23 protein-coding genes are annotated in these 24,497 nt (G+C 70.7%); 6 read left to right on the top strand and 17 right to left on the bottom strand.

Features of this window, described 5'->3' with window-relative positions; translation table 11 throughout:
• Positions 1-153 precede the first annotated feature (153 nt).
• The 6 genes from CEP17_RS10975 to CEP17_RS10950 form a co-directional block, all read right to left on the bottom strand.
• Positions 154-822: a hypothetical protein gene (locus CEP17_RS10975; protein WP_112932258.1), complete on the bottom strand. Its 669-nt coding sequence runs from the start codon at positions 820-822 to the stop codon at positions 154-156.
• A 10-nt stretch (positions 823-832) separates the two neighbouring features.
• Positions 833-4,015, bottom strand: a complete 3,183-nt coding sequence (locus CEP17_RS10970; RefSeq protein ID WP_112932257.1) for an efflux RND transporter permease subunit — start codon at positions 4,013-4,015, stop codon at positions 833-835.
• A gap of 149 nt (positions 4,016-4,164) precedes the next feature.
• Positions 4,165-4,542, bottom strand: coding sequence for a fluoride efflux transporter CrcB (crcB, locus tag CEP17_RS10965; protein WP_036319175.1), 378 nt, complete (start codon positions 4,540-4,542; stop codon positions 4,165-4,167).
• Entirely contained in the window at positions 4,539-4,973 is a 435-nt protein-coding gene (locus CEP17_RS10960; protein ID WP_239498511.1) for a CrcB family protein, read from the bottom strand. Before CEP17_RS10960 ends, crcB begins: the two co-directional genes overlap by 4 nt.
• A gap of 20 nt (positions 4,974-4,993) precedes the next feature.
• Positions 4,994-5,956: a DNA topoisomerase IB gene (locus CEP17_RS10955; protein WP_112932256.1), complete on the bottom strand. Its 963-nt coding sequence runs from the start codon at positions 5,954-5,956 to the stop codon at positions 4,994-4,996.
• A gap of 1 nt (position 5,957) precedes the next feature.
• Complete coding sequence (locus CEP17_RS10950) at positions 5,958-6,227, bottom strand: Rho termination factor N-terminal domain-containing protein (protein WP_112932255.1); 270 nt, start codon at positions 6,225-6,227, stop codon at positions 5,958-5,960.
• Positions 6,228-6,335: 108 nt separating this feature from the next.
• Here CEP17_RS10950 and CEP17_RS15190 point away from each other — a divergent pair, with 108 nt between their 5' ends.
• The 3 genes from CEP17_RS15190 (at position 6,336) to CEP17_RS10940 (ending at position 8,226) form a co-directional block, all read left to right on the top strand.
• A complete protein-coding gene (locus CEP17_RS15190) occupies positions 6,336-6,497 on the top strand; it encodes a hypothetical protein (RefSeq protein ID WP_005054418.1) in 162 nt (53 codons plus the stop codon).
• 239 nt (positions 6,498-6,736) lie between these two features.
• Positions 6,737-7,588 (top strand): DUF4097 family beta strand repeat-containing protein, encoded by an 852-nt coding sequence (locus CEP17_RS10945; protein ID WP_112932254.1) that lies wholly within the window; start codon positions 6,737-6,739, stop codon positions 7,586-7,588.
• A 2-nt stretch (positions 7,589-7,590) separates the two neighbouring features.
• On the top strand, positions 7,591-8,226 hold the full coding sequence (locus tag CEP17_RS10940) for a PadR family transcriptional regulator (RefSeq protein ID WP_112932253.1): 636 nt from the start codon (positions 7,591-7,593) through the stop codon (positions 8,224-8,226).
• Between the two features lie 128 nt (positions 8,227-8,354).
• On the opposite strand, the gene CEP17_RS10935 is transcribed toward CEP17_RS10940, so the two are convergent.
• On the bottom strand, positions 8,355-8,873 hold the full coding sequence (locus tag CEP17_RS10935; protein WP_112932252.1) for a universal stress protein: 519 nt from the start codon (positions 8,871-8,873) through the stop codon (positions 8,355-8,357).
• 167 nt (positions 8,874-9,040) lie between these two features.
• Here CEP17_RS10935 and CEP17_RS10930 point away from each other — a divergent pair, with 167 nt between their 5' ends.
• The gene (locus CEP17_RS10930; protein ID WP_005054410.1) at positions 9,041-9,220 is read left to right on the top strand and encodes a DUF3073 domain-containing protein; all 180 of its coding nucleotides are present in this window, start codon (positions 9,041-9,043) and stop codon (positions 9,218-9,220) included.
• A 62-nt stretch (positions 9,221-9,282) separates the two neighbouring features.
• Here the strand turns inward: CEP17_RS10930 and CEP17_RS10925 are convergent, their stop codons facing one another.
• Genes CEP17_RS10925 through purM form a run of 4 tightly spaced genes read right to left on the bottom strand, consistent with a single transcriptional unit; the run spans position 9,283 to position 14,681 of the window.
• Positions 9,283-10,713 carry an MFS transporter gene (locus tag CEP17_RS10925; protein WP_112932251.1) on the bottom strand — a complete coding sequence of 477 codons (1,431 nt, stop codon included), beginning with the start codon at positions 10,711-10,713 and terminating at the stop codon, positions 9,283-9,285.
• Positions 10,714-10,754: 41 nt separating this feature from the next.
• On the bottom strand, positions 10,755-11,996 hold the full coding sequence (locus CEP17_RS10920) for an MFS transporter (protein WP_112932250.1): 1,242 nt from the start codon (positions 11,994-11,996) through the stop codon (positions 10,755-10,757).
• A gap of 30 nt (positions 11,997-12,026) precedes the next feature.
• Entirely contained in the window at positions 12,027-13,508 is a 1,482-nt protein-coding gene (gene purF, locus CEP17_RS10915) for an amidophosphoribosyltransferase (RefSeq protein WP_112932249.1), read from the bottom strand.
• Positions 13,509-13,568: 60 nt separating this feature from the next.
• A complete protein-coding gene (gene purM, locus CEP17_RS10910) occupies positions 13,569-14,681 on the bottom strand; it encodes a phosphoribosylformylglycinamidine cyclo-ligase (RefSeq protein ID WP_112932248.1) in 1,113 nt (370 codons plus the stop codon).
• 100 nt (positions 14,682-14,781) lie between these two features.
• On the opposite strand from purM, the gene CEP17_RS10905 reads away from it, so the two are divergent.
• On the top strand, positions 14,782-15,390 hold the full coding sequence (locus CEP17_RS10905; protein ID WP_036319224.1) for a hypothetical protein: 609 nt from the start codon (positions 14,782-14,784) through the stop codon (positions 15,388-15,390).
• Between the two features lie 62 nt (positions 15,391-15,452).
• On the opposite strand, the gene CEP17_RS10900 is transcribed toward CEP17_RS10905, so the two are convergent.
• Positions 15,453-15,779 carry a hypothetical protein gene (locus CEP17_RS10900; RefSeq protein WP_036319227.1) on the bottom strand — a complete coding sequence of 109 codons (327 nt, stop codon included), beginning with the start codon at positions 15,777-15,779 and terminating at the stop codon, positions 15,453-15,455.
• Between the two features lie 140 nt (positions 15,780-15,919).
• Here CEP17_RS10900 and CEP17_RS10895 point away from each other — a divergent pair, with 140 nt between their 5' ends.
• Positions 15,920-17,299 (top strand): NAD(P)/FAD-dependent oxidoreductase, encoded by a 1,380-nt coding sequence (locus tag CEP17_RS10895; RefSeq protein WP_112932954.1) that lies wholly within the window; start codon positions 15,920-15,922, stop codon positions 17,297-17,299.
• Between the two features lie 106 nt (positions 17,300-17,405).
• Here CEP17_RS10895 and CEP17_RS10890 read toward each other — a convergent pair whose 3' ends face one another.
• From CEP17_RS10890 to CEP17_RS10870, 5 genes are all read right to left on the bottom strand, one after another.
• On the bottom strand, positions 17,406-20,327 hold the full coding sequence (locus CEP17_RS10890) for an HtaA domain-containing protein (protein ID WP_162722439.1): 2,922 nt from the start codon (positions 20,325-20,327) through the stop codon (positions 17,406-17,408).
• Positions 20,328-20,477: 150 nt separating this feature from the next.
• Positions 20,478-21,275: a heme ABC transporter ATP-binding protein gene (locus CEP17_RS10885; protein WP_112932246.1), complete on the bottom strand. Its 798-nt coding sequence runs from the start codon at positions 21,273-21,275 to the stop codon at positions 20,478-20,480.
• Complete coding sequence (locus CEP17_RS10880; protein WP_239498629.1) at positions 21,272-22,276, bottom strand: iron ABC transporter permease; 1,005 nt, start codon at positions 22,274-22,276, stop codon at positions 21,272-21,274. Before CEP17_RS10880 ends, CEP17_RS10885 begins: the two co-directional genes overlap by 4 nt.
• Positions 22,277-22,377: 101 nt before the next feature.
• On the bottom strand, positions 22,378-23,517 hold the full coding sequence (locus CEP17_RS10875) for an ABC transporter substrate-binding protein (RefSeq protein WP_343234072.1): 1,140 nt from the start codon (positions 23,515-23,517) through the stop codon (positions 22,378-22,380).
• Entirely contained in the window at positions 23,514-24,362 is an 849-nt protein-coding gene (locus tag CEP17_RS10870; protein ID WP_112932244.1) for an HtaA domain-containing protein, read from the bottom strand. Before CEP17_RS10870 ends, CEP17_RS10875 begins: the two co-directional genes overlap by 4 nt.
• Positions 24,363-24,497 lie beyond the last annotated feature (135 nt).

The raw sequence follows: 24,497 nt of genomic DNA, 5'->3' as shown, positions 1-24,497 counted from the left end.
TGGTCATGCGCGTCGATCGACGCTCACCATCGGCCCCTTGGACTCACAAACCCACCCGCGCCTCAGCGCGGTGTCCAGAGCCGACGACACCACTGTACCCGGTCCACCTGTGAGAGTGCCGGTCAGGAAGCGCCTACCGCGACGTTCTCTGCCTCATCGCGCGTTCGCGGCGTGAAGGGCCGCAAGGGCGGCGGGAAGGTACCCGGAAAGCATGGCCGCTTCCTTGCTGTTGCCGACGACCGCGATCCACGTGTTCCCCTCGAAGGCGTAGCCGACCGCGCCATCAGCGATCTCACCCGCCACGTGAGCGGTGAAGACAGTGGCACCGTCGATCGCCGCTTCGGTGTAGTCCGCGCTGCTGCGCAACGCGGTGATCAGCTCGTCACGCACGTCGGTCGGAAGCTCGAGCAGACCCGCCTGGACGCCACCGTCCGAACCCCCTCGCACGCCCCAGGCGCACTGGCTGGCTCGCTCCGCCTTCGTGACGGCAGCGCGCGCCAGCGGGCCGGGAAGCCGCTGTTCAAGGGTCCAGCCAGGATCCGCGTACGCGACGGCGTCCGCCGAGAAGTACTTCTGCAGGACAGAGATCGGGATGAAGTCCTCGCACCGCGGAAAGACGAGCACCGCGCTCGCCGGCGGCGACGACGGCCCCGACCCCGACGCCGACCCCGAGGGCGATGGAGGCACGGCGCTCGCGCTGGAGGTTGAGTCTGGCGAAGCGGTCATGGCAACGGCATCGGGCGCAACGCCGGCGGCGCAACCGCTGAGTGCACCCGCGAGAGCCAGCGCCGCGATCGTTGCCGACAGAACGTTTCGTCGCATGCGGCCGAGCCTATCGACGACGCGACCGCCGGGGGTGCAGAGCGGCGGACCCGTCCGCGGAGGCCACGGCATCCACGTCCGTCCCGTCGTCGCCGCCACCGGCCCGCCGGGCCGCCCGTCGCTCGCGGGCGCCCTCCACCAGGTTGTAGAGCGTGGGCAGGACGAGCAGGGTCAGCACCGTCGAGGAGATGAGACCGCCGATGACGACGATCGCGAGCGGCTGCGAGATGAAGCCGCCGTGGCCGGTGATGCCGAGCGCCATCGGCGTGAGCGCGAAGATCGTCGCCAGCGCCGTCATCAGAATCGGACGAAGACGTCGCGATCCACCGGCGACGGTCGCATCGTGCGCGCTCAGACCCTTGGCGCGGTATTGATTGACGAGGTCGACGAGCACGATCGCATTCGTGACGACGATGCCGATGAGCATCAGCACGCCGATCAGCGACGCGACGCCGAGCGGCACGCCGGTCGCGATCTGCAGGAGGATCGCGCCGGTGGCGGCGAACGGCACCGACACCAGCAACAGCAGCGGCTGACGCAGCGACTTGAACGTCGCGACCATCACGATGTAGACGATGAGGATGGCCGCCAGCATCGCGAGACCCAACTGGCCGAACGCGTCGGACTGCTGCGTCACCACACCGCCGACCTTCGCGGCCGCACCGGTCGGCAGGTCCAGGCCGGTCAGCGCCGTGCGGACGCTTGCGGAGGCGGTGTTCAGGTCGTCGGTCGAGGGCGACACGGTGACCGTCGCCGTCCGCTGACCACGCTGGGTCGTGATGGAGGTCGGTCCCTGGCTCTGCTCGACCGTCGCGACCTGATCGAGGCGCACGAGCCCGCTCGCCGAGGCGACCTGCAGCCCCTTGAGTTCGTCGATCGTCTTCGGCACGGACGCCGCCTGCAGGTAGACGGTGAGGGCGGTGCCGTCGATCTCGACGGAGCCGATCTGGCTCGGCTGCATCGTGTTCGAGACGAGGCCGCCGACGGCGACCTCCGACAGCCCGAGCTGCGCGGCCTTCGCGCGATCGACCGTCACCGCGATGTAGGGCAGGGATGCCGACAGGTTGGACGTGATCTGTCCGATGCCGGCCTTGCCCTGCAGCGCCGCCACCACGGCATCGGTCGCCTTCTGCAGCGCGTCGCCCGACGGCGCGGTCACGTCGACCTCGACATCCGTGGAGCCGAAGCCGCCCTGGCCGGACGAGACGGTGACGGTGCCGACGTCGGTGAGGTCGGCGAGCGCCTTCTCCACGTCGTTGCGCACGGTCACCTGATCGGCTGATGTGTCGGTGGTCACCGAGTAGGTGATGCCGGTGCTGCCCCCGCGGAACGCATCGCGCACGGCGGATCCGCTCGATCCGATCGAGGTCTGCACCGTGGTGATGCCGGTGACGCCCTTCAGCGCGGTCTCGACCTTCTTCGCGGCGGCATCCTCGGCGTCGAGGCTGGGGGCCTGGCCGACCTGCTGCGTGACGGTGAAGGTGTTCTGTCCGCTGTCGCCGAGGAAGTTGGTCTTCATGAACGGGGCCGCGGCGATCGTGCCGCCGAGCACGAGCACGGCGACCAACAAGGTCACCCACGAGTGCTTCAGGGTCCAGCCGAGAATCGGCAGGTACGCACGCTGCAGCCTGGACGGGGGCGCGGCGGGGTCTTCCGGGTCGATCGGGTCGCCCTCGGCATCGCGCACGGGCTTTCCGGGGCGCAGGAACCAGTAGGCGAGCACGGGAACGATCGTCAGCGCGACGAACAGCGACGCCGCCATCGCGATCGTCACGGTCATGGCGAAGGGCCGGAACAGCTCGCCGGTGACATCGCCCACGAACGCGATCGGCAGGAACACCGCGACGGTGGTGATGGTCGACGCCGTGATCGCGGCGGCGACCTCGCGAACCGCCAGCAGGATCGACGAGAGCTTTTCGGCACCCTCGACGTAGTGGCGTTTGATGTTCTCGATGACGACGATGGAGTCGTCGACGACGCGGCCGATCGCGATCGTGAGCGCGCCCAGCGTCAGGATGTTCAGCGAGTAGCCGAAGGCCTGGATGCCGACGAAGGTGATGAGGACGCTCGTCGGGATGGAGATCGCGGTCACCAGCGTCGAGCGCACCGACAGCAGGAAGACGAGGATCACGAGCACCGCGAAGACGAGGCCCAGCAGACCCTCCTGTGCCAGCGACTCGATCGACTGCTCGATGTAGGGCGCCTGGTCGAAGACGACGCTGAAGCTCGCGTCGCCGCCGATGTCGCTCTGCAGCTTCGGCAGCAGGGCCGTGACCGCTCGGCTGACGTCGACGGTGTTGGCGGAGGGCAGCTTGGTGATGGAGATGGTGAGCGCGGGCTCGCCGTTCACGCGCGAGATCGAGGTCACGGGGTCTTGCGCGAGCGCCACGGTGGCCACATCGCCGATCTTCAGGGGACCGTTCTTGGCCGCCCCCTCGAACTGGGCCGCCGAGGTGGGCACGAGCGGCAGCGCCGAGATCTGGTCGACCGAGGTGAGCTTGCTGCCGGTCTGCACCGTGAGCGTCTGGTCGCCCTCGGTGACCGTGCCACCCGGGAAGAGCACGCCGTTCTGCTTGAGGGCGTCTGTCAGTGCCGTCTGGGTGAAGCCGGCGGCAGCGAGCTTCGCCTGATCAGGGGTGATCGTGACCCGCTGGCCCTGGCCGCCCACGATCGTGGCGGCGCTGACGCCCTTGACGTCTTCGAGGTCGGGGATCGTGCTGGCCTGCAGTTGGGCCTGGATCGTCTTCTCATCGCCGTATCCGGTGACGGCGAGGGCGATGACGGGCAGATCGTCGATCGAGAAGGAGACCACGTTGGGTTCGACACCGGTGGGCAGCGTCGACTTGATGCGGTTGATCGCCTGCAGGATCTTCTGCTCCGCGGTCGCCAAGTCGGTTCCGTAGGTGAACGACGCCTGGATGATCGAGGCGTTCGTGGTGCTCGTCGCCGTCGTGGACTCGAGTCCCGGAATGCCCTGGATCGCGGTCTCGATGGGCGTCGATACGTCGTTGTTGACCACATCGGGGGAAGCGCCGGGGTACGTCGACAGGATCGACAGCTGGGGGAACTCGACCGAGGGGATGAGCTCCTGCTTGAGGCTCGTGAGGGCGAGGCCGCCGAAGATCGCCGCGACGATCGTGATCAGGGCGATCAGCGCCCGGTTCTTCAAGCTCAGGACGGCGAGATGCGACACGGAAAACCCTTGCTGTCGGAAGGCGCGGACGAAAAACCGATACACGCGTGTATCCGCCTCATTCTCGCACGCGGACAGACGGCGGGCGGCGACGGAAGCCGGGGGATAACCCGAGAATCCGGACGCTCGGCACCCACGGGCGTCGACGCTCAGCGCGGGAAGAGCTCCCCGATGACGAGGCCGGCGGCGGCGGCGATCAGGGAGAGCACGAGCGTGCCGATGAGATTGACCCAGGCCCAGTCACGGCGACCCCGCTCCGCCAGCAGCGCCGTCTCCGTGGACACCGTGCTGAACGTCGTGAAGCCCCCCAGTACGCCCACGCCGAGAATGCTCGCCCATGCCGGCGCCACGTTCGGCCCGAGACCGGTGACGAGGCCCAGCAGGAACGATCCGAGCACGTTCACGAGAAGGATGCCGATCGGGAACGCACCCGATCGCCCGCGCATGATCGCGGCATCCATCAGGTAGCGCGCACCGGCGCCCAGTCCTCCGCCGACGACGAGTGCCGCCATCTCGACCGGGTTCACTCGGCATCCTCCGGACGCTCGACCTCGCCGGGACGGTCGGCGATGCGCCGCCCGGCCGCCAGTCCCACCACGGCGGCGAAGACGCCGCCGAACAGCGAGACCACGACGAGGATGATGCCGATGTAGGGCGACGCGCTCGAGGTCGAGAGGGTCTGCACGGCGAACGCGCTGTACGTCGTGAACCCGCCCATGACTCCCGTCCCGAGGAAGAGTCGAGCGCGCGGATGCCGATCGGCGAACCAGCCCACGATGACGCCCAGCAGCAGCGAACCCAGCAGGTTGATGACGAGCGTGACGGCCGGCACGACCAGCGGATGCGGGTTCACCGCCCCCAGGGGCACCACCACGGCCGCGCGGATCGCGACGCCGATCATGCCGCCGAGGATCACCAGCACGAGGGCGACCGGCGAGAACCAGCGGGGACGAGTCACGTCCGCAGACTAGCGTCGCCTCACGGACCCAGCAGCGCACGGATCGCCGATTCCGGCGAAACCGTCGTGTCCAGCAGTTCACCGCGTCGATACCGCGCGAACACGCGGGGATCGATGTACGAGCTCTTGGCCACCGTCGGCGTGTTGCCCAGGGCCGCGGCCGCCGCCTTGACGGCGAGCACCTCGGCGCGTTTGCGATCGGCTTTCGTGGTGGTGGTCCCGATGCGCGCCAGCGCGTCGGCCGCGAGGATGGTGCCGCGCAGCGTGCGGAAATCCTTCGCGGTGAAGCTGCCGCCGGTCATGGTGCGGACGTACACATTGACGTCCCGGGGGGTCAGGGCAACGCGCCGGCGACCGCGCGCGTACGCCAGAAGAGGTGCAGCCGGCCGACCCGCAGCGAGCATCTCGACGACGACGGCGAGGTCTTCGTCGTCCACGTCGAGGCTCTGCCGCTTGCCGCTCTTGCCCGGAAAGCGCAGGCTCGTGACGGTACCGCTGACCGCGGCATCCCGCCGCTGCAGCGTGGTGAGCCCCCGACTGCCGTGCGCGGTGAAGTACCGCTCGCTGCCCACTCGCGGGGCCGCCTGGTCGAGCAGGCGAAACGCGGTCGCGAGCACCCGCTCGCGGTCGAGGTCGTCGCGGCGCAGCGACGCGGTGATGCGCCCGCGGGCGCGCGGCAGGCTCTCGGCGAGCTGCAGCGCCCGCGCGTACTTGCCCTTGTCGCGGGTGGTCGACCACTCCGGGTGGTAGAGGTACTGCATCCGTCCGGCCTCGTCGACGCCGGTGGCCTGGATGTGGCCGTTCGCGGCGGCGCAGATCCACACGTCGTTCCACGCCGGGGGGATGACGAGCGCGACCACGCGTTCGCGCTCCGCGGCAGGGAGGGCGGCGCCGTCGGCATCCACGTAGCGGAATCCCGAACCGGAGCGCAGGCGCCGGTAGCCGAGGTCGCGTCCGGGGCGGACGCGGCGCAGGCGCGGCACGTCAGGAGTCTCGAAGCATGTCGATGAGCTCCGCCTTGCGCGCACCGGAGTACCCGCGGATGCCGAGTTCCTTCGCGCGAGCGCGCAACTCGGCCACCGTCCAGTCCTCGTACGAGCCGGACTCGCCACCTCGTCGCCCGACGGCCTTCCGGCCGTCCCGCGCGGCGGCGTTGGAGATGCGCGCCGCCTTCTGCTTCGACGCGCCGTCCTTGCGCAGCTCCTCGTAGAGCTCGGGATCCTTCAGCGAAGGAGGTGTGCTGTTCTGTGGCATATAACCGCCCTACCGCAGGTGCGAAGGCCGCGGCAAGGGGGGTGCCTCCCCCGCGGAACGGGACTAGTTTCAGGGGGTCATGGAGTCCCCCGAGAATGGAGCAATCACATGAATCTCGCTCTGATCATCATCATCGTCGTCGCGATCGTGCTCGCCATCGTCGGCGGCATGAACGCCGCCCTGAACTGGCTGCTGTGGGTCGCCCTGATCGTCGCCGTGATCGCGATCATCGCGTTCCTGCTGCGACTCGTTCGCGGCGGTCGCGCGTAGCGACGTCGCACAACCGGACAACGCGCCGGCTCACCTCACGGTGGGCCGGCGCGTCCGCGTTGTGGGGGCCTCGTCCCGCTCCGTTCGTCCGGTCCGTCTCGTTGCTGACGCCGCTCGCCGCCGGCAAGAAGGGACGGACCAACCGGGAAGTCGGACGAACACGCTGGCGATTCGAGATATATCGTGTTACTCTCGGATAACGCGATATATCTCGAATCGCCTCACGTCAGGAGAAACAGATGACTCTGGAGAAGTGGCTCATCAGGCCGGGCGAGACCCGGGTGATCGACCTCGAAGACATCCGCAAGCTGAAGGTGGGCCTCGTCGGCGGCCAGATCGACGTCGTCGCGCACGACGAGCCCGGCGTGCGCATCGAAGTGCACGCCGTCACCATCAAGGACCTCCGCATCGAGGCCTCCGGCGACGTGGTGGAGATCGACCATCCGCAGCTGCGCTGGGACAATTTCCTCGAGGTGTTCCGCAACTTCGGCTCCGGCGGCCCCAAGGCGGAGATCAGCGTCGCGGTCCCCCGCGGCATCCTGCTGACCCTCGGCGTCGTCTCCGCGAGCGCGCTCGTGTCGGGCCTCGCCTCGGGCGCGCGCCTGAACACCGTCTCCGGCGACATCATCGTCGACGGCCTCACCGGCGACCTCTCGGTCAACGCCGTCTCGGGCGACGTGCAGATCCGCGGCCTCGACGGCGCACTCAGCGCCAACTCGGTGTCCGGCGATGTGGCGGCCACCGGCAGCATCCGCAAAGCGACGATCGACACCGTCTCGGGCGGCATGCTCGTCGACTCGACCGATCGGGTCGACCTGGTCAGCCTCAACACCGTGTCCGGCGACGCGACCGTGCGTCTCGACGAGGGCCACCCGGCCAACTTCGTGCTGCGCAGCGTCAGCGGGCGGCTCATGGTCGACGGCGTCAAGCGCTCGAGCTCTGGGCCCTCGAACTACGTCGACTCCGTCGGGGAGCTCAGCGGCAGCTTCGCCGACGTGCGCGCCAATTCGGTCTCGGGCGACGTCACGGTGCTGCGCCGCTCGCCGGCCGCTCCGGATGCCGCGGCATCCGCGACCGCCGAGGAGAACTGAGCATGCCTCCCGTCTTCTCGCACGGCGATCTGCGCCTCTACCTGCTGAACCTGCTCGACGAGTCGCCGCGCCACGGGTACGACTTGATGCAGGCGCTGTCCGATCGCACCGGCGGAACCTATACGCCCAGCGCCGGCACCATCTATCCCCGGCTGTCGAAGCTCGAGGAGGAGGGCCTGGTCACCAAGACCGTGGACGGCCGCAAGACCGTGTACGCGATCACCGAGGCGGGGCGCGCCGAGGTGGCCGCTCGCGCCCACGAGCTCGAGGGGATCGAGGCGGGGCTTGCCGACAGCGTACGGCTGATCGCCGACGAGGTCCGCGGCAGCGTCCGCGAGGCGATGAAGAGCCTCCGCGCCGATCTCGCCGCTTCGGCGCAGTCGGAACGAGACAACGCCGACCGTGACCGCACCGGCGCACGCGCCTCGGCATCCGCGTCGGGGGGGGACGAGGCGCGGCATTCGTCGCGAGAGCAGATGAGGCGGGCCGAGGCGATCGTGAGCGAATTCCGCGCCACCGTGCGCGCGGATCTGCGCACGCATCTGGCGCACGGCGGACAACTCGCGGCCGACGCCGTCGACGACCTGTCGCGCGCGCTGGACGACACCCTGGCCGCCCTGACCCGCGCACTCCGCTGACGCACGGGCCCGTCCGCTCTCGCCTTCTCCGCCGAGCCGCTATCTTTCCGCCGATCCGCCGCCTTCCGGCGTGTCAAAAGATGGCGGCTCGGCGAGTTCGTAGCGGCTCGCGGGGAGGGGGGGAGGGGCTACGACGCGGGCCAGAGGTCCTCGTCGTCGCCGACGGGGTCTTCCAGGGGGACGACGAGGATGGGGCGCGACTGACGGTGCGCCAGACGGGCGGCGACCGAGCCCGTGAAGAACTCGCGGATCGACTCTCCGAACCCGCGGCGGCGGGTACCGACGACGATCAGGCGCGCCTGCGCCTTCTCGGCGAGGTGCTTGATCGCCAGAGCCGGGTCGCCGACGAGCTGGGTGACGCTCCACTCGACACCCGAGCCGTCCAGCGCGGATGCCGCGACGCCCTCGACCGCGCTCAGCTGCGCCTCCCCGATGGCGAGGTCGATGTCGATCGGCGCGGTGTGCATATAGCCGTCCGGATCCTCGTACGTGACGAAGCGCGTGACGTCGACGTGGGCGACGATCAAGGGCGCCGAGAAGAGCTTCGCGTACCGGGCTGCTTCTTTGAGAACGCGAGCCGGCTGGTCAGGAATGACGCCGACGATCACCGCCCGCTGAGGAACCGGACTCTCGTCTGTTTCGGCCATGCGACCTTCCCCGTCCTCCCCCGCACCGCGAGGCGCCGGGGGCACCGTGTTATTCTGAATGCTACTCTTCCCGGCAGGAAGCCGGATCGTCAATCGCATCGTGAATGCGCCGGACGAAATGCGGGAAAACTCGCATCGTCCGTGACTCAGAAATGAGGGGGTCTCGCATGGGGCGTGGCCGTCAGAAAGCGAAGCACACCAAGATCGCTCGCGAGCTGAAGTACGACACCTACAACGTGAACTACTCCGCGCTCGAAAAGGAGCTCGGACACCACGAGGAAGACCCGTACGTCGACAAGTGGGCCGACCAGTACGCCGACGACGAGGACGAGCTGGAGACAGCCTGACGCTCTTCCGGCGGCCTCGGCCGGCGCCGTCGTGTGGGTGATGTGATCCGTCGGCGCCGTGATCAGTGCCGCGGCCCCGCTGCGGCTGCTCGCGCGGGACGCAGGGTGAGGATCATCGCGACCCCGGCGACCGCCAGGATCACCGCCGAGGCGCTGACCGCGGCGTGGAAGCCCTCCGTCACCGACGCCGCCGACACGGCGATCGCGCCGAGCACGGCGGTGCCGAAGCCGCCGCCCAGGTCGTAGGAGATCTCCTCCAGCGCGGCCGCTCCGCCCACTTCGTGCAGGCCAGCCGACGACACGATCAGATCGTTCGCCCCGACCGCGGCGATCTCGATGGTCAGCCCTGCCAGTCCGGTCGCGACGGCGAAGACGGCCAGGTGCACGGGGTCGGGCGCGAACGCGACCGCCGCCAGCGCCGCCCCCGCGGCGATGAGGGCGGTCGAGATCGCCGCGCGATGACCGAGGAGCCGCAGGAACCACGGTGAGAGGAAGGCGCCCACCAGGGTGGCCAACGCGAGCGGGATCAGCGCGATCGCGGCATCCAGGGGTTCGAAGCCGCGCCCCAGCTGTAGGTATCTCGCGAACTGCAGTTCGAGGCCGACGATGGCGAACATCGCCAGCGCGACCGCGATCAGCGCACTGGAGAACGCGCGATTGCGAAAGAGTGCGACATCGAGCATCGGCGTCCGTCGCTCACGAACCATCGCGCGCTGTCGCCGGACGAAGAGCGCGCCCAACCCGGCCGCGACGACCAGTCCGCCGAGGACGAGTTCGACATGGTGTTCGGCCAGACTGTTGATCGCCACGGCCGCCGCCAGCACCGCTCCGATCGCGAGCCCCTGGCTGACGAGGTCGGTGCTGCCCGGCCGCGTGGAGCGCGACTCCGGAACGAACGCCGCCGCCGCGATGATGACGAGCGCGCACAGCGGCAGGTTGATGAGGAACACCACACCCCACGTGCTGTGCTCGACGACGAAGCCGCCGATCACGGGTCCCGCCGCCGCCGCGGCGGCGGACGACATCGACCAGATCGCGACGGCGCGCACGCGCTTGTCCCGATCGGGGTAGGCGACGCGAAGCAGCGACATCGTCGAGGGGAGAACCCCTGCGGCGCCGACGGCCATCGCGGCCCTCGCCGCGATGAGCAGCTGCGGGCTGGAGGCGAAGGCCGCGGCCGCCGACGCGAGCGCGAAGACGACGAGCCCGCCGACCAGGAACGCGCGCCGCCCGTACCGATCGCTCATGACGCCCGCCGACAGCAGCAGGGGCGAGATGACGAACGGGAAGATGTCGATGATCCACAGCAGCTCGGTGTCGGTGGCGCCCAGGTCGCGGGCGATGGTCGGCGCGACGACGTGGAGGATGGTCACGTCGATGGACACCAGCGCGAGCGCGCCGCAGACCGTCGCCAGCACGAGCGCCGGGTGCGCCCTCAGCGCCCGTCGCTCGGCGGGGGCACGTCCCTTCGGTGACGCGTCATGCTCATCCACGCGACCATCGTGGCGGAAAGGTCGCCCTCACGCACGTCCACTCACCACGCGCCGTGGCGACGTTCCCACTCGTCCTCGATCGTGCGCGGCCGCGTGACGACGAGGCCGGTCGGAATCGTCGCGAGGAACAGCAGGCCGAAGACCACGAGCACCGGCTGCCACTGTCCGGTCGCCTCGTGGACGACCGCGAACATCAGCGGGAACAGCGCGGCGATGCCGTACCCGACGCTCTGCGCGAAGCCGCTGAGCGCGACGGCGCCCTCGTGGGTGCGCGAGCGCAGCTGGATGAGCACCAGCACCGCCGGGAACAACGCCTGCGGGGTGCCGAGCAGCACGACCCAGAGGATCGTGGCCGTCGCAGGCGCGAGCAGCATTCCGGCCACACCCGCCAGCCCCGCGATCAACGCGGCGGCGTAGACGACGCCGACCCGGCGCCACCGTGTGATCAGGATCGGCACGATGATCGACCACGGCAGTCCCATCGCGCCGAACAGCGACAGCAGCGCGCCGGCCTCGGCGTGCGAGACTCCGGCGACGTCGACGAGGATGACCGGCAGCCAGGCGAAGCACGCATAGACGCTCGCCGCAGAGATGCCGAACGTCCCGGCCAGCGCCCACGCGAGCGACAGCCGCGGCAGGCGTCCCAACACGCCGGGCGCCGGGGCGTCGAGATCCACCGCGGCGGGAGCCTGCGTGCGGGCGACGTTCGCGCGCACCACGAGCGTCACCCAGGGCGCGACCGCCAGAAGCGCGAGGATCGCCCACATGCCCAGCGAGAACCGCCACCCCGCGGCATCCGCGACGGGCACGGCCACCAACGGTGGCACGAACGCGGCCATCGCGAGAAGCGCGGAGTACAGCGCGGTCATCGTGCCCACGCGGTCGGGGAAGTATGTCTTGATCAGTGGCGGCAGCACCACGTTGCCCACGCCCACCGCCGCGAACAGGACCGTCGTCGCCAGCAGCAGCGTGGCCGCGTCCGTCGCGAGAGCGCGCGCGAGGAGGGCGGCCGTGACGATGAGCATGGATGCCGCCGCGAGCCGCTCCAGCCCGAACCGGCGTTCGAGGATCGGGGTCACGATGCCGAAGACGGCGAAGCAGACCGGCGGCGCGGTGCCGATGAGACCCACCACCCACGTCGGCACGGCGAAGTCGGCCTGCACCTCCGAGATGATCGGCGACAGCGCGGCGACGGCCGAACGCAGGGAGAAGGCAACGAGCACGACGCCCACCAGCGCGAGGAGGCGTCCCCGCCAGAGGGAGCGCGGGCGGGGATGGGTCACCCGATCCAGCCTAGGGCGCGCGGGGAAGGGTCAGCTCTCCTGCGTGCCTTCGACCCAGGCGAGGTACTCCTCCGACACGGTGCCGGTGATGTAGCGCCCGTCGAAGCAGCTCATGTCGAGGTCGTCGACGTCGGGCGAACCTTCGAGGATCGCGGCCTTGAGGTCGTCGATCTCCTGATAGACCATGTAGTCCGCACCGAGCTCTTCGGCGATCTCGGGGATCGTGCGGCCGTGCGCGACGAGCTCGTGACGCGAGGGCATGTTGATGCCGTACACGTGCGGGAAGCGCACGGGCGGGGCGGCCGAGGCGAACGTCACCGTCTTGGCGCCGGCATCCCGAGCCATCTGGATGATCTCCTTGGAGGTCGTCCCGCGCACGATCGAGTCGTCGATGAGCAGCACGTTCTTGCCCTTGAACTCGCTCGACATGGCGTTCAGCTTCTGACGCACGCTCTTCTTGCGCACCGCCTGGCCGGGCATGATGAACGTGCGGCCGACGTAACGGTTCTTGTAGAAGCCCTCGCGGTACTCGATGCCGAGCTTGCGCGCCACCTGCATGGCCGCCGGGCGCGAGCTGTCGGGGATCGGCATGACGACGTCGATCGTGCCGGCGGGGGTGTACTTGGCGATCGTGTCGGCCAGGCGCTCACCCATCCGCAGGCGCGCCTCGTACACCGAGATGCCGTTCATGATCGAGTCCGGTCGCGCCAGGTAGACGTATTCGAACGAGCACGGGACCAGCTGCGGGTTCGTCGCGCACTGCTGGGTGTGCAGGCGCCCGTCCACGTCGATGAAGACGGCCTCGCCCGGCTCGACGTCACGGACGACCTCGAAGCCGCCGTTTTCCAGCACCAGCGATTCGGAGGCGACGATCCACTCGTAGCGACCCGTCGGGGCGCCCTCGGCATCCACCGCGGGACGCGTGCCGAGGATGAGGGGGCGGATGCCGAAGGGGTCGCGGAATGCGAGCAGGCCGTAACCGGCGATGAGCGCGATGGTCGCGTACGAGCCTTCGACGCGCTCGTGCACCCGGGTGACCGCCTGGAACACCTGCGCCGGGTCGAGTTCGAGGCCGGAGATGGAGGACTGCAGCTCGTTGGCGAGCACGTTGACGAGCAGCTCGGTGTCGGAGCTCGTGTTGAGGTGACGGCGGTCTTTGCTGAAGAGCTCCTGGGTCAGCTCACGCGTGTTGGTGAGGTTGCCGTTGTGCACCAGCACGATGCCGTAGGGCGCGTTGACGTAGAAGGGCTGGGCCTCTTCCTCGCTCGACGCGGTGCCCTTCGTGGCGTAGCGGACGTGGCCGAGGCCGATGTTGCCCAGGAGGGCGCGCATGTCGCGGGTGCGAAACGCCTCGCGCACCTGACCCTTGGCCTTGAACAGATGGAAGACGCCGCTGGTCTCCGCCGTCGCGATACCCGTCGAGTCCTGACCGCGATGCTGCAGCAGCAGCAGCGAGTCGTAGATGTCCTGATTGACCGGGCCCTGTCCGACAACGCCGACGATTCCGCACATGTGGTGTTGCTCAATCCGTTTCTGCGCCGGGGCGGTGGTGCACCTCGGCGGCCGATGAACCTAGACGGCTGATGAATACGCGCCGACGAGGCGCACGGCTCCGCCGTCCACGCCCTTGGCGCCCTGCTCGAAATGGCCCTCGGGACGCGCGCCCTCCTGGACGACGCCCACCTGCCAGGTCGCGATACCGGCGTCCGACAGGAGGGATGCCGCGGCATCCGCCTTCTCGGGCGCGACGACAGCGACGAAACCGATGCCGAGGTTCCACGTGCCCTCGGTGTCTTCCAGACGCAGCCCGCCGAGATCGGCGAGCACGCGGAACACGGGGCTGGGCGACCACGTCGAACGGTCGACCTCGACCCACGCCTGCGGCGGCAGCACGCGAGCGAGGTTCGCGGCGATACCGCCACCGGTCACGTGGCTGAGCGCGTGCACGGCGCCGGGCAGCGCCGTGAGCACGTTCAGCAGCGGCAGCGTGTACAGGCGCGTGGGCTCGAGGAGCTCCTCACCCCACGTCCGACCGAAGTCGGCGGCCGGGGCGCCGTAGCTGATGCCCTTGCCCGCGACGATGTGGCGGATGAGCGAGTAGCCGTTCGAGTGCGCTCCGCTGGAGGCCAGGGCCAGCACGACGTCGCCGGCGCGCACGCGGTCGGCGCCGAGCACGTCGCCGGCATCCACGACGCCGGTGGCCGCTCCGGCGACGTCGTAGTCGTTGACGCCGAGCAGGCCCGGGTGCTCGGCAGTCTCGCCGCCGACGAGCGCCGTGCCGGTCTGCTCGCAGCCGGAGGCGATGCCGCGAACGATGTCGGCGATGCGCTCGGGGAAGACCTTGCCGCACGCGATGTAGTCCGTCATGAACAGGGGCTTCGCGCCCACCACCACGATGTCGTCGACCACCATGCCGACCAGGTCCTGGCCGATCGTGTCGTGCTTGTCGATCGCCTGCGCGATCGCGACCTTGGTGCCCACGCCGTCGGTCGAGGTGGCCAGCAGGGGCTTCTCGTAGGACCGCAGCGCCGAGGCGTCGAACAGGCCGGCGAACCCGCCGACACCGCCCAGCACCTCGGGCCCGTGGGTGCGACGAACAGCCGACTTCATCAGTTCGACGGCGAGATCTCCCGCCGCGGTGTCGACGCCGGCTTCGGAATAGGGATTCTGTGGGGCTTCTGCCACGCGAACAGCCTACCGGCAGGGGCGGGACGCGCGGACCGTCGGCGCAGAGGAGCCGATCGCACCCTGTCGCCGCGCCGAGCGCTGTCCCTAGGATGGCGACATGGCAGCCGCGGAAGCACCGGAGTGGATCGTCCGCGAGGACGCCACGCTTCCGGTGCTCGTCGCACTGTATCTGCGCCAGGTCCTCGGCATCCGCTTTCCGGAGGAGCTTCCGCACCTGCGCGGAATCCCTCCCCTCAGCGCACCGATCAGCGAGTACGACGACCGTTCGGCGATCGAGCGGCAGTGGCGCGCGTACTGGGATCTGACGGTCGAGCCGCAGGCCAATCCCTCTCCCGTGCCCCTCGAGCTCATCGACGGGTTCGAGACGGTGGTGGCGCTCCCGGTCGAGGGCTTCGACGAGCTCGCCGATGCGATCGCCCCGCACGGGACGGATGCCGTGGCCTACGCCCGCGCCGAGCATCAGCGCTATCGGTCGCGTCTGGGTACGGGTGCGTCGTACCGCGCCTATGCCAGCGCGATCGCCGAACACGAACGCGTCGTGGGACGGCGCGCGCACTCGTTCGAACTCAACGTCCAAGTGCTGCCGTTCACGCAGCGCGGCGTCTGGTGGATCGGGGCGCTCACGATCGCGGTGACCGACGGCCTGCGCGGCGACATCGCCGCCTTCGACGCCGCGGTCGCGCCGATCATCGCCGACATCGCCTGACGGCGTCCGCCGGTCGCAGCGTCCGCCGGCCGGTCGAGCACAGGCGCTCTGGCGCGGCGCGACTACTCCGCGTCGTCGATCGTGATGACCTCGCGCTCGACGCGCACCTCACGGGCGCGACGGGCCAGCGAGCGGTCGAGAACGAGCGCGACCACACCGCCGACGGCGACGCCGACCGGGATCGCGAAGAGGCAGATGAACCCGAAGACCTGCGTCGTCGAGTACGAGACGCCGGTGGTCGCGCTCTCGTTCTCGCCGCCTCCGAAGGCGAACGTGAGCACGAGGGCGGCCAGGATGCCGAGGACCGCGCCCGCCAGCAGGAACACCGTGTATCGCGGGCTGCGGCGCACCTGCGCGGTCTCGATGCGGTGCGCGGCGGAGGAGCTCATGCACCCATTGTCCCACCGTGTCAAGCATGGGGGTGCGACAGGGGCGGTTCACGCGGTCGCGGTAATCTGCGGCTATGACGGCATCCGCATCCCAGGCTTCCGACGGCTCGACGAACACGACGCACGACACGCGGCCGCACGTGGTCATCGTCGGTGGCGGTTTCGCCGGGATCAGCGCCGCGCGAGCCCTGCGGCACGCCGACGTACGGGTGACGCTCATCGATCGCCGCGTGTACAACACGTTCCAGCCCCTGCTGTACCAGGTCGCCACGGGCGGGTTGAACCCCGGCGACGTGACCCATTTCCTCCGGAGCCTGCGGGTGCGCCAGCCCAACCTCGATGTCGTGCACGAGCACCTCATGGAGATCGATCCCGAAGGCCGCACGGTGCGCCTGCTCGACGGTCAGGAGATGTCGTACGACTACCTGCTCGTCGCCAACGGCGTCACCACGGCCTATCACGGCACGCCCGGCGCGAAGGAGAACTCGTTCGCGGTGTACTCGCGCTCGCAGGCGATCGCCATCCGCGACTCCCTCTTCACCCGGCTCGAGCGAGCGGCCGTGCGGGACGGGCGCACCAAGGGACTGTCGGTCGTGGTGATCGGCGGAGGCCCCACGGGCATCGAGATGGCGGGAGCTCTCGCCGAGCTGCGCGACCAAGGCCTGGAGCCGGCCTACCCCGAACTCGACGGTGACGCGTTCCGCATCACGTTGGTGCAGCGCAGCGAGATCCTGAAGCCGTTCCTGCCGAAGCTGCGCGACTACGCGGCGGCGCAGCTGCGGCGCCGCGACGTGGAGCTGCGCCTCGGCGCGGGCGTCGACGAGGTGCGACCGGATGCCGTCGTGCTCTCGGACGGCACCGTGCTGCCCTCCGATCTCACCGTCTGGGCGACCGGCGTCGCGCCCCACGAGGAGGTGCGCGACTGGAGCCTGCCGCTCGACAAGGGCGACCGCATCCGCGTGGGCGCGGACCTGCAGGTGGAGGGACTGCACGGAGTGTTCGCCGCCGGCGACGTCGCCGTCGCTCCACAGGACCTCCCCCAGCTCGCCCAGCCCGCGATCCAGGGCGGCGAGCACGTCGCCCGCCAAATCGTGCGGCTCATCGCGGGACAGCCCACGGAGCCGTTCTCGTACTACGACAAGGGGCAGCTGGCGATCATCGGCCGACGCGCGGCCATCGGCGAGCTGCCCGGCATCGCCAACCTCCCGGGACTGCACCGTCTGCGCTTCCTCTCGAAGATTCCGCTCCTGCGCAAGACGGTCGCCCTCACCGGCTCGTTCGGCTGGCTGACGTGGCTCTTCGTCCACATCACGAGCCTGCTCGGTCCGCGCAACAAGCTGATGGTGCTCATCGGTCTGGTCGCGCGCTACGGCGTGCACCTGTACCGGACGCCGGTGCCGATCGTCGGCGACGTGCCGGCGATCCGACCGTCGAAGGCGCAGCGCCGGCGGCTCACGCCCGAGCAGCGCGCGGCCGCGGATGCCGACGCCGGCGTGAGCGCCGGAGTCGATGGCGACTGATTCGCCCCTCGCCTGACCTCCCCGACCCGTGTGGCGTCGAGCCGCGGCGGGCCGGAACGCCGCAGCGCCCCGCCGAAGCCAGGCGGGGCGCTGCGGGTTCGAGGGCTCAGGCCGAGCGACCTGCGACAGCGCGTCGGCGGAGTGCGACCAGGCCCGCACCGAGCAGGAGCATTCCGAGCCCCACCCAGACGGTTCCGTACGGCATCGTTCCACCCGTGGCCGCGAGTGCTCCCGACGTCGCCGTGTCGCACGGCACCTCCGCGCCCAGCGGGAAGGTGAACGACACGGGGTCGAGGCTCTCGCCCGCCGAGTAGAAGCCTCCGAAGGCCTCCGCTCCGGCCGCGGTCAGGGTCGCCGCGGCATCCGCCCACGCGAGCGCGCCGCCGCGGGTCATCGCCGCCGGGAGCGTCAGGTTCGCGAGCACGACGCGACCGTCGACCGACGCGCTGCCGCCGTACCCCTTCGACTGCACGTAGGCGCTGAGCGTCGCGGTGCGCGCGCCGGTGACCTGGATCACGGGGTTCGAGATCGTCAGGTCGAGCAGTCCTCCGTGCCCGGTGAAGCTCGCCGCTCCGCCGAAGGCCACCCGGCCGATGCCCTCCTCGGTGTTGAAGGCCCCCGACCCGCTGCGCCACGCGATCGACGCGGAGCCCTTCGCGATCGGGCCGTTCACGTAAGACACGAAGCTCTGCTTCACACCCCACGTGAGGGCGGCCCCGTCGACCGCACGCGCCGTGCAGACCGCGACGGGTGCGGCGACCGCCTCGGGTGCGGCGGATGCCGATGCGGCCTCGACCGCGATCGGCTGCTCCACGGTGATGTCGCCCGCACGGACGACGACCGTGTGGGCGCCGGCGGGCAGGGTGGCCGGGATGAGACCGGTGACCGAGAAGAGGCCGCCGTCGCCGACGGTCGTGGTGCCGAGGGTGACCACGTCGGAGTGCACCTCGACGGTGACGGCGACCCCGGCGGGGAAGCCGCTGCCGCGCACCGTGAGCGAGCCGCCCTGGACGACGCTGGGCGCGCTGAGGAACACGGCGGGTGTCGTGGTGGTCGGCGTCGCCACCGTCACCGCCGTGAAGGTGTCGAGGCTGCGGTCGGTCAGCGACAGTCCGTGGGCCGCGGACGTCGCGACCTGGTAGCTCGTGCCCGGCTCGAGGGTGCCGGCCGGGATCGTCAGCGTCGTGGTGAAGGCGCCGTCGAGGATCGTCGGGACCCAGGCCTGCGCGATCCACCCGCCGGCGGGGAGGGCGGACTGCCCCGACCACAGCGAGGTCTCGCCGAACAGCACGTAGACGCCGTTGGCCGCACCGGGTCCGCTGAAGCCGGTGCCCGAGACGGTCAGGACGTTCTCGACGGCGGGGTCCACCTCGGATGCCGGGGTCACGGTGACCTTCGGACCATCGGTCGGGGGAACCTCGGCCGCGAACGAGAGCGGCGTGGCGGTCTCGAACGGTGCGTACGTCGCACCGCCGGCGGCGTAGGTGTACACCCCCCACGTGCCGTCCGCGAGAGCGCCGTCGGCCTTCGAGACGTGCAGCGTGGTCGAGAAGCTGCCGTCGGCGGCGATCTCGACGGCGCCGGCGGCGGCGCCCCCGACCTTCGCCATGTCGGAAGCGAGCAGGCCCCACTTCGTGTCGAAACCCTTGCGCGCGGAGGAGATCGCGCCGGTGCTCGGTCGCCACTCGGCGGCGAACGACCCGAACACGATGTAGGCCCCGGTGAACGAGCCCTGCAGCGGCGGCCGGGTGCCGTCGGTGTCGGGCGCGTGGGGGAGGAAGCCGGAGCCGGTGACCGTCACGGTCTCGCCGTTCGGGTCGAGATCCGCGGTCTTCGACACGGTGACCTTCGGGGTCGGGGTGGGTTCCGGTGCCGGCCCCGACGCGTCGACGACGGTGAACGTCGAGAACGGCGCGTAGACCGCACCGCCGGCAGCCCACGTGCGCACGCCGAAGCGGGCGCCGTCGGGTGCCGTCGCGCTGCGCACGACGCTCAGCGTCGTGGAGAAGGTGCCGTCGGCGGCGATGGCCACGGCACCCGCCGTCGCACCGCCGATCTTGGCGACATCGCCCTCGGAGACGGCCCACTTGGTGTACTCCGCGGTGCGGCCCGCCGAGGTCCAGACGTCGCCGGCGTACGAGCCGAAGCCCACGTACGCGCCGCCGAAGGCACCCGCGAGAGGCGGACGCGTCCCGTCCGTCGCCGGTGCGTTCGGCACGAAGCCGCTGCCCTTCACGACGACGGTGTCGCCGTCGTACAGCGCCTGACCCGTGTACGCCGTGACGCCGTCGGCGAGGAACACCGAGACGGCGGGTGTCGGCTTCTCGGGCTCGACGGCCGCGGTGATGTCGTAGGCGACGGCATCCGACGTCGCGCCGGTGGAGGCGGTGTCGGCCGGGGTGAACACGGCCGTCAGCGTGTGGCCGCCGACGCTCAATGTCGAGGTGCTCACCCGCGCCGAGCCGGAGGCGACGGCGACGGAGCCCAGCGACGCGGAGCCGTCGAAGAACTCCACGGCGCCGGATGCCGCGGGCGTCACGGTCGCGGTCAGTGCCACGCTCGTGCCCGACGCGGCGGTCGCGCTCGGCGACACGGCGAGGGTCGTCGTGGTCGAGGCGGGCGGGTACAGCGCCTCCCCGTCGATGGTGACCGCGCTGCGCGCGAGCAGGTTCGACGCCGACGGGAACGATCGCGACGGCCACGCGATCACGTCGTACGACGTCGCGCGGTCCAGCTTCGCGGCGATCTGCGTGAGGGTTCCGGCGATGCTCCCGTCGGCACCCACGACCGCGTCCGTGTTCGGAGTGCTGGCCTGGTCGACGTCGTAGCCGTCGCGCGTCACCAGCGCGAGGTAGACGCTCGGTGCCGTCTGACCCGGCTGGGCCTGCACGTCCTGGAACCCGGTGCCTGCGACCGCGATCTCGATGCCGCTCCCCGGGTTGACGGTCACGGTGGCCGTCAGCGCGGGATCGGACGCGGCCTGCGCGGGCGCGGCGACGCCGATGAACGCGCCGGCGGTGACGAGCACGGCGGCCAGCCCGCTCGCGAGGGCGCGTCTGAGCGACGGCCTCCTTGTTCTGTGCACGGGAGAACCTCCAGGAGTGTGGCGAAAGGATGCGGATGCCGCAGGGCAAACGCTCAGCTTTAACTTAGCTTAGCCTAACCTTATTTAGTCCATTCATCCCGATGGATCGCGCCGGACGAGGACGATCGGCCGGCCGGTGTCGGGGTCGGCCAGCACGCGCACGGGGATGCCGTAGACCTCGGCGATCCGCTCCTCCGCCAAGACCTCCGCGGGTTGGCCGTGCGCTACGAGTCGTCCGCGATCGATGACCGCGATCTCGTCTGCGTAGGCGCCGGCGAGCGACAGGTCGTGGAGCACCACGACCACCGCGCGCCCCTCCGCCGCCAGCTCGCGCGCGATCCGCAGCACGTCCTCCTGGTGACGGAGGTCGAGGGCGGCCGTGGGCTCGTCGAGCAGCACGACGGGCGTGTCCTGCGCCAGCACGCGGGCCAGCGACACCCGCGCCTTCTCGCCGCCCGACAACGACGGGAACTCCCGCTCACGCAGATGAGACACGTCCGCCCGCCTCAGCGCCTCGGCGATGAGGCGATCGTCGTCGTCGGCCCGCGCCGTGTTGATCCAGGGCGCTCGGCCCATCTCCACGACGTCGGCCGCCGTGAACGAGAATGCGACCTGATGCGACTGCAGAAGGACCGACCGTGCGCGTGCGAGCTCCCGCGCCCGCCACTGGGCGAGCGGACGCCCGTCGAGCTCCACCGTGCCGGCGGAAGGCAGGGCATCCCCGGTCAGCACGCTCAGGAGAGTGGATTTCCCGGCGCCGTTGGGGCCGACGAGCGCCAGCACCCGTCCGTACGCGATGTCGAGGGTGACGCCCGCGAGGATCTCGACGCCTCCCCCGGGCGCCCCGACCCGATAGGACACGTCGCGGAGCGCATAGGCGAGCCCGCTCATGCCCAGCCTCCGGCGCGGCGACGGGTGCGGCGGATGAGCACGTAGAAGAACGGCCCGCCGACGAGCGACGTCAGCACGCCGATGGGGAGGTCCGCGGACGGGATCACGGTGCGGGCGAGAAGGTCGGCGTAGACCAGCACCACCGCCCCGCCGAGCAGCGAGGCGGGAAGCAGCGCGCGGTTGGAGGGACCCAGCAGCATCCGCATCACGTGCGGCACCACCAGCCCCACGAAGGCGATGATGCCCACGAAGGCCACGGCGACCCCCGTGAGCAGGGCGACCAGCACGATCGCGACCACGCGCAGCCGTTCGACCCGCACCCCCAGGTGCGCCGCCGTCCGGTCGCCGAGGGCCAGCAGGTCGAGCCGGCGGGCGAGACCGACCGTGGCGGATGCCGCGGCCAGCCCGACCAGGCCGACGAGCCCGACCTCGGTCCACCGGGAGCCGTTCATCGAGCCGAGCTGCCAGAAGACGATCTGCTCGCGAGAAGCCGTGTCACCCGCGAACATCAGCACGGCGAGCGCGGCTCCCGTGAAGGCGTTGACCGCGATGCCGGTGAGGATCAGCGTGACCGATTCGGTGCGCCCCTGCGACCGCGCCGTCGCGTAGACGACGAGGGTCGCCGCCAGCCCTCCGACGAAGGCGAACGCGGCGGTCGCCCAGCCGCCGAGGGAGGTGAGGCCGAGAGTGATCGCGGCGGCGGCCCCGACGGCGGCGCCCGAAGACACCCCGACGACACCGGGCTCGGCCAGGGGGTTGGCGAAGATGGCCTGCATGACGGCGCCGGCAAGCGCGAGCAACGCTCCCACCAGCACCGACATGGCCACGCGGGGAAACCGGATCTGCCACAGCGTCTGCTCGATCAACGGCGTCGACGGTGCCCAGGCGTTCGGGATGCCGAGGGAGCGCAGCAGGGAACCGACGACCTCCGCCGGGCCGACGGGCAACTGACCGATCCCCGCCGAGAGGATGACCCCGACCACGAGCAGGGCCGCCGTCACCGCGTAGACGGCCCCCGCGCGGCCCCGACGGCGCGGGGGCGGCGGCACCCGCGTCGCCGCGTCGCGCGACGGACGGGGTGAGACCGCGGGGGCGACCCGGGTCACGGGCCCGGCTCCCCCGGCACGGCCCGCGACGCGGCATCCGACGGATCGTCGGGCGCATAGACCGCCCGCGCGAGCGCGTCCAGCACCTCCGCCGACCGCGGGCCGAACGAGAGGATCTGTCCGTCCGCCATGTCGACGAAGCGTCGGTGCTGGCCCGCGGCGGTGAGCGCGATCGCGGGCTTCTCGGCGAGCAGCCCGTCGATGCCGCCGACCGAGGCGATGCCGGCGGTCATGACGAGGATCAGGTCGGGGTCGGCGGCGACCATGGCCTCGTCGGTCATCGGCTGCATGCCGCGCCAGCCCAGCTGACCGGCGACGTCGATCCCGCCGAGGGCGCCGATGAGGTCGTCGGCGCCGGACTCGTTGCCGAACAGGTAGTAGATGCCCGATGTCCCGCGCAGATACAGGAAGACCATGCGCAGCCGCTCGGACTCGGCGGCGGGCGCGATCCGGGAGATCTGCGCGGTGACGGTCTGCAGCTCGCGCTCGATGCGGTCGGCCAGCAGCTCTCCGGCGTCGGCGGCACCGAAGATCGCGGCGACGGCGCGCGCCTGCGCGACGGCGCCCGCGAACGAGGACGAGCGCTCGACGAACACCACCGTGATGCCGACGTCGCGCAGCTGCTGGACCACGTCGGCCGGACCGATGCTCCCGTCCGTGATGACGAGCGTCGGCGCGAGCCCGATGATCGCCTCCGCGTTGACGGAGTGGCCGCTGGAGGTGATCACGGGCAGGTCGCTCACGCCCGCGAAGGTGGTCGAGATGTCGCGGCCGACCAGTCGATCCGCGAAGCCGAGCCCCGCGACGGTCGCCGCGAGGGAACCGGAGAGGTCCATGGCGATGACCCGGGAGGCGTCGGTGACGGTGACCTCCACATCGCCCGACAGGTCGTGGGAGGTCACGGTGACCGGCAGCTGCGACGACGGCGAGGCGAGGACGGGCTCGATCGCGGCGTCGTCGAGCGTCGCGGTCGAGGGGCCGACGTACGCCTTGGGGTCGGCGAGCGGGCGGACATCCGACAACGCGACACGCGGAGTGGATGCCGTGGGCTCGGCGGGCGCCGCCGCGGCGGAGCAGCCGGCCAGGAGCACGACGACGAGACTCAGCGCCGTCGCCGCAACGCGGCGGAGGATCACGAGCCCTCCCCTTCCGCGCCGGCGCGGTTGTGACGCCGACGGACGAAGAGCAGCGCGGCCGCTGCGGCCGCGACGACAACGGCGGCCGCTCCGGCGATCGCCCCGACCGGCGCCGAGGGCTCACGGCTCGCGGCGAGTGCGGCGTCGTCCGTCCCAGATTCCGCAGGGGCGCCGGGCGCCACCTCGGCGGTCGGGGTGGATGCCGGGCACTGCGCCGTGACCGAGAACGTGAGCGGGTCGAACGCCGTTCCGGCCGGGTAGCTGCCGAAGGCGGCGAAGCCCTCCTCGGTCACGGCGGTCGCGGCATCCGTCGCGGAGACCGTGACGACGTCACCGGCACGCATGTATTCGATCGCGGCCGCGTCGACCGTGACGAACGGCGTCTGAGTGACCGTGTCGACGGTGCCGTCGCCGGCCATTGCGTTCTCCATCGAGACGCCCGCGACGTCGAGGAGCAGCCGAGCCCCACCCGCCGACAGCTCGAGCGTGGGGTGGGCGACGGTCGTGTCGAGCAGACCGTCGTGCCCCGTGAAGCGGATGCCGCCGGGGAAGGAGACCGCGCCGACGGTGCCGTCCGGGGCGACGGTGCCGGTGCCGGCGGACCAGTGGAAGGCGGGCGTGGTGTATGTCGCACCATCGACCGTCTCCCACCCACCGCGGGCGATCGAGCCCGAGATGTAGGAGCGGAACGACTCCTTGAACCCCCACGTCAGCGATGCGGACGTCACCGTGCAGTCGGCGGGATCGGCCTCTCCCGTCGCGGCGGCGGGGACGGCGGGAGAGACGGCCGCAACGACCGCGAGCAGGACGATCGCGGCGGAACGCGCAGACGGGGCAGGGCGCACGGAAGCTCCTGTGGGACGACGACCGGGGCCCGGTCTTGAATAAGGATTGCCTTACCTAAGGTACACGGCTGGGTCGCGTGGCTGAGCTCCCGTTCTGCGTTTGACATGGAGCGCGCTCCAGGTGGTGTGCTGTGG

The sequence above is a fragment of the Microbacterium sp. PM5 genome (genome assembly GCF_003293595.1).
Lineage (GTDB): Bacteria > Actinomycetota > Actinomycetes > Actinomycetales > Microbacteriaceae > Microbacterium.
Note: the sequence above shows the minus strand (reverse complement) of the source record. Positions and strands in the feature narration are given on the sequence as shown.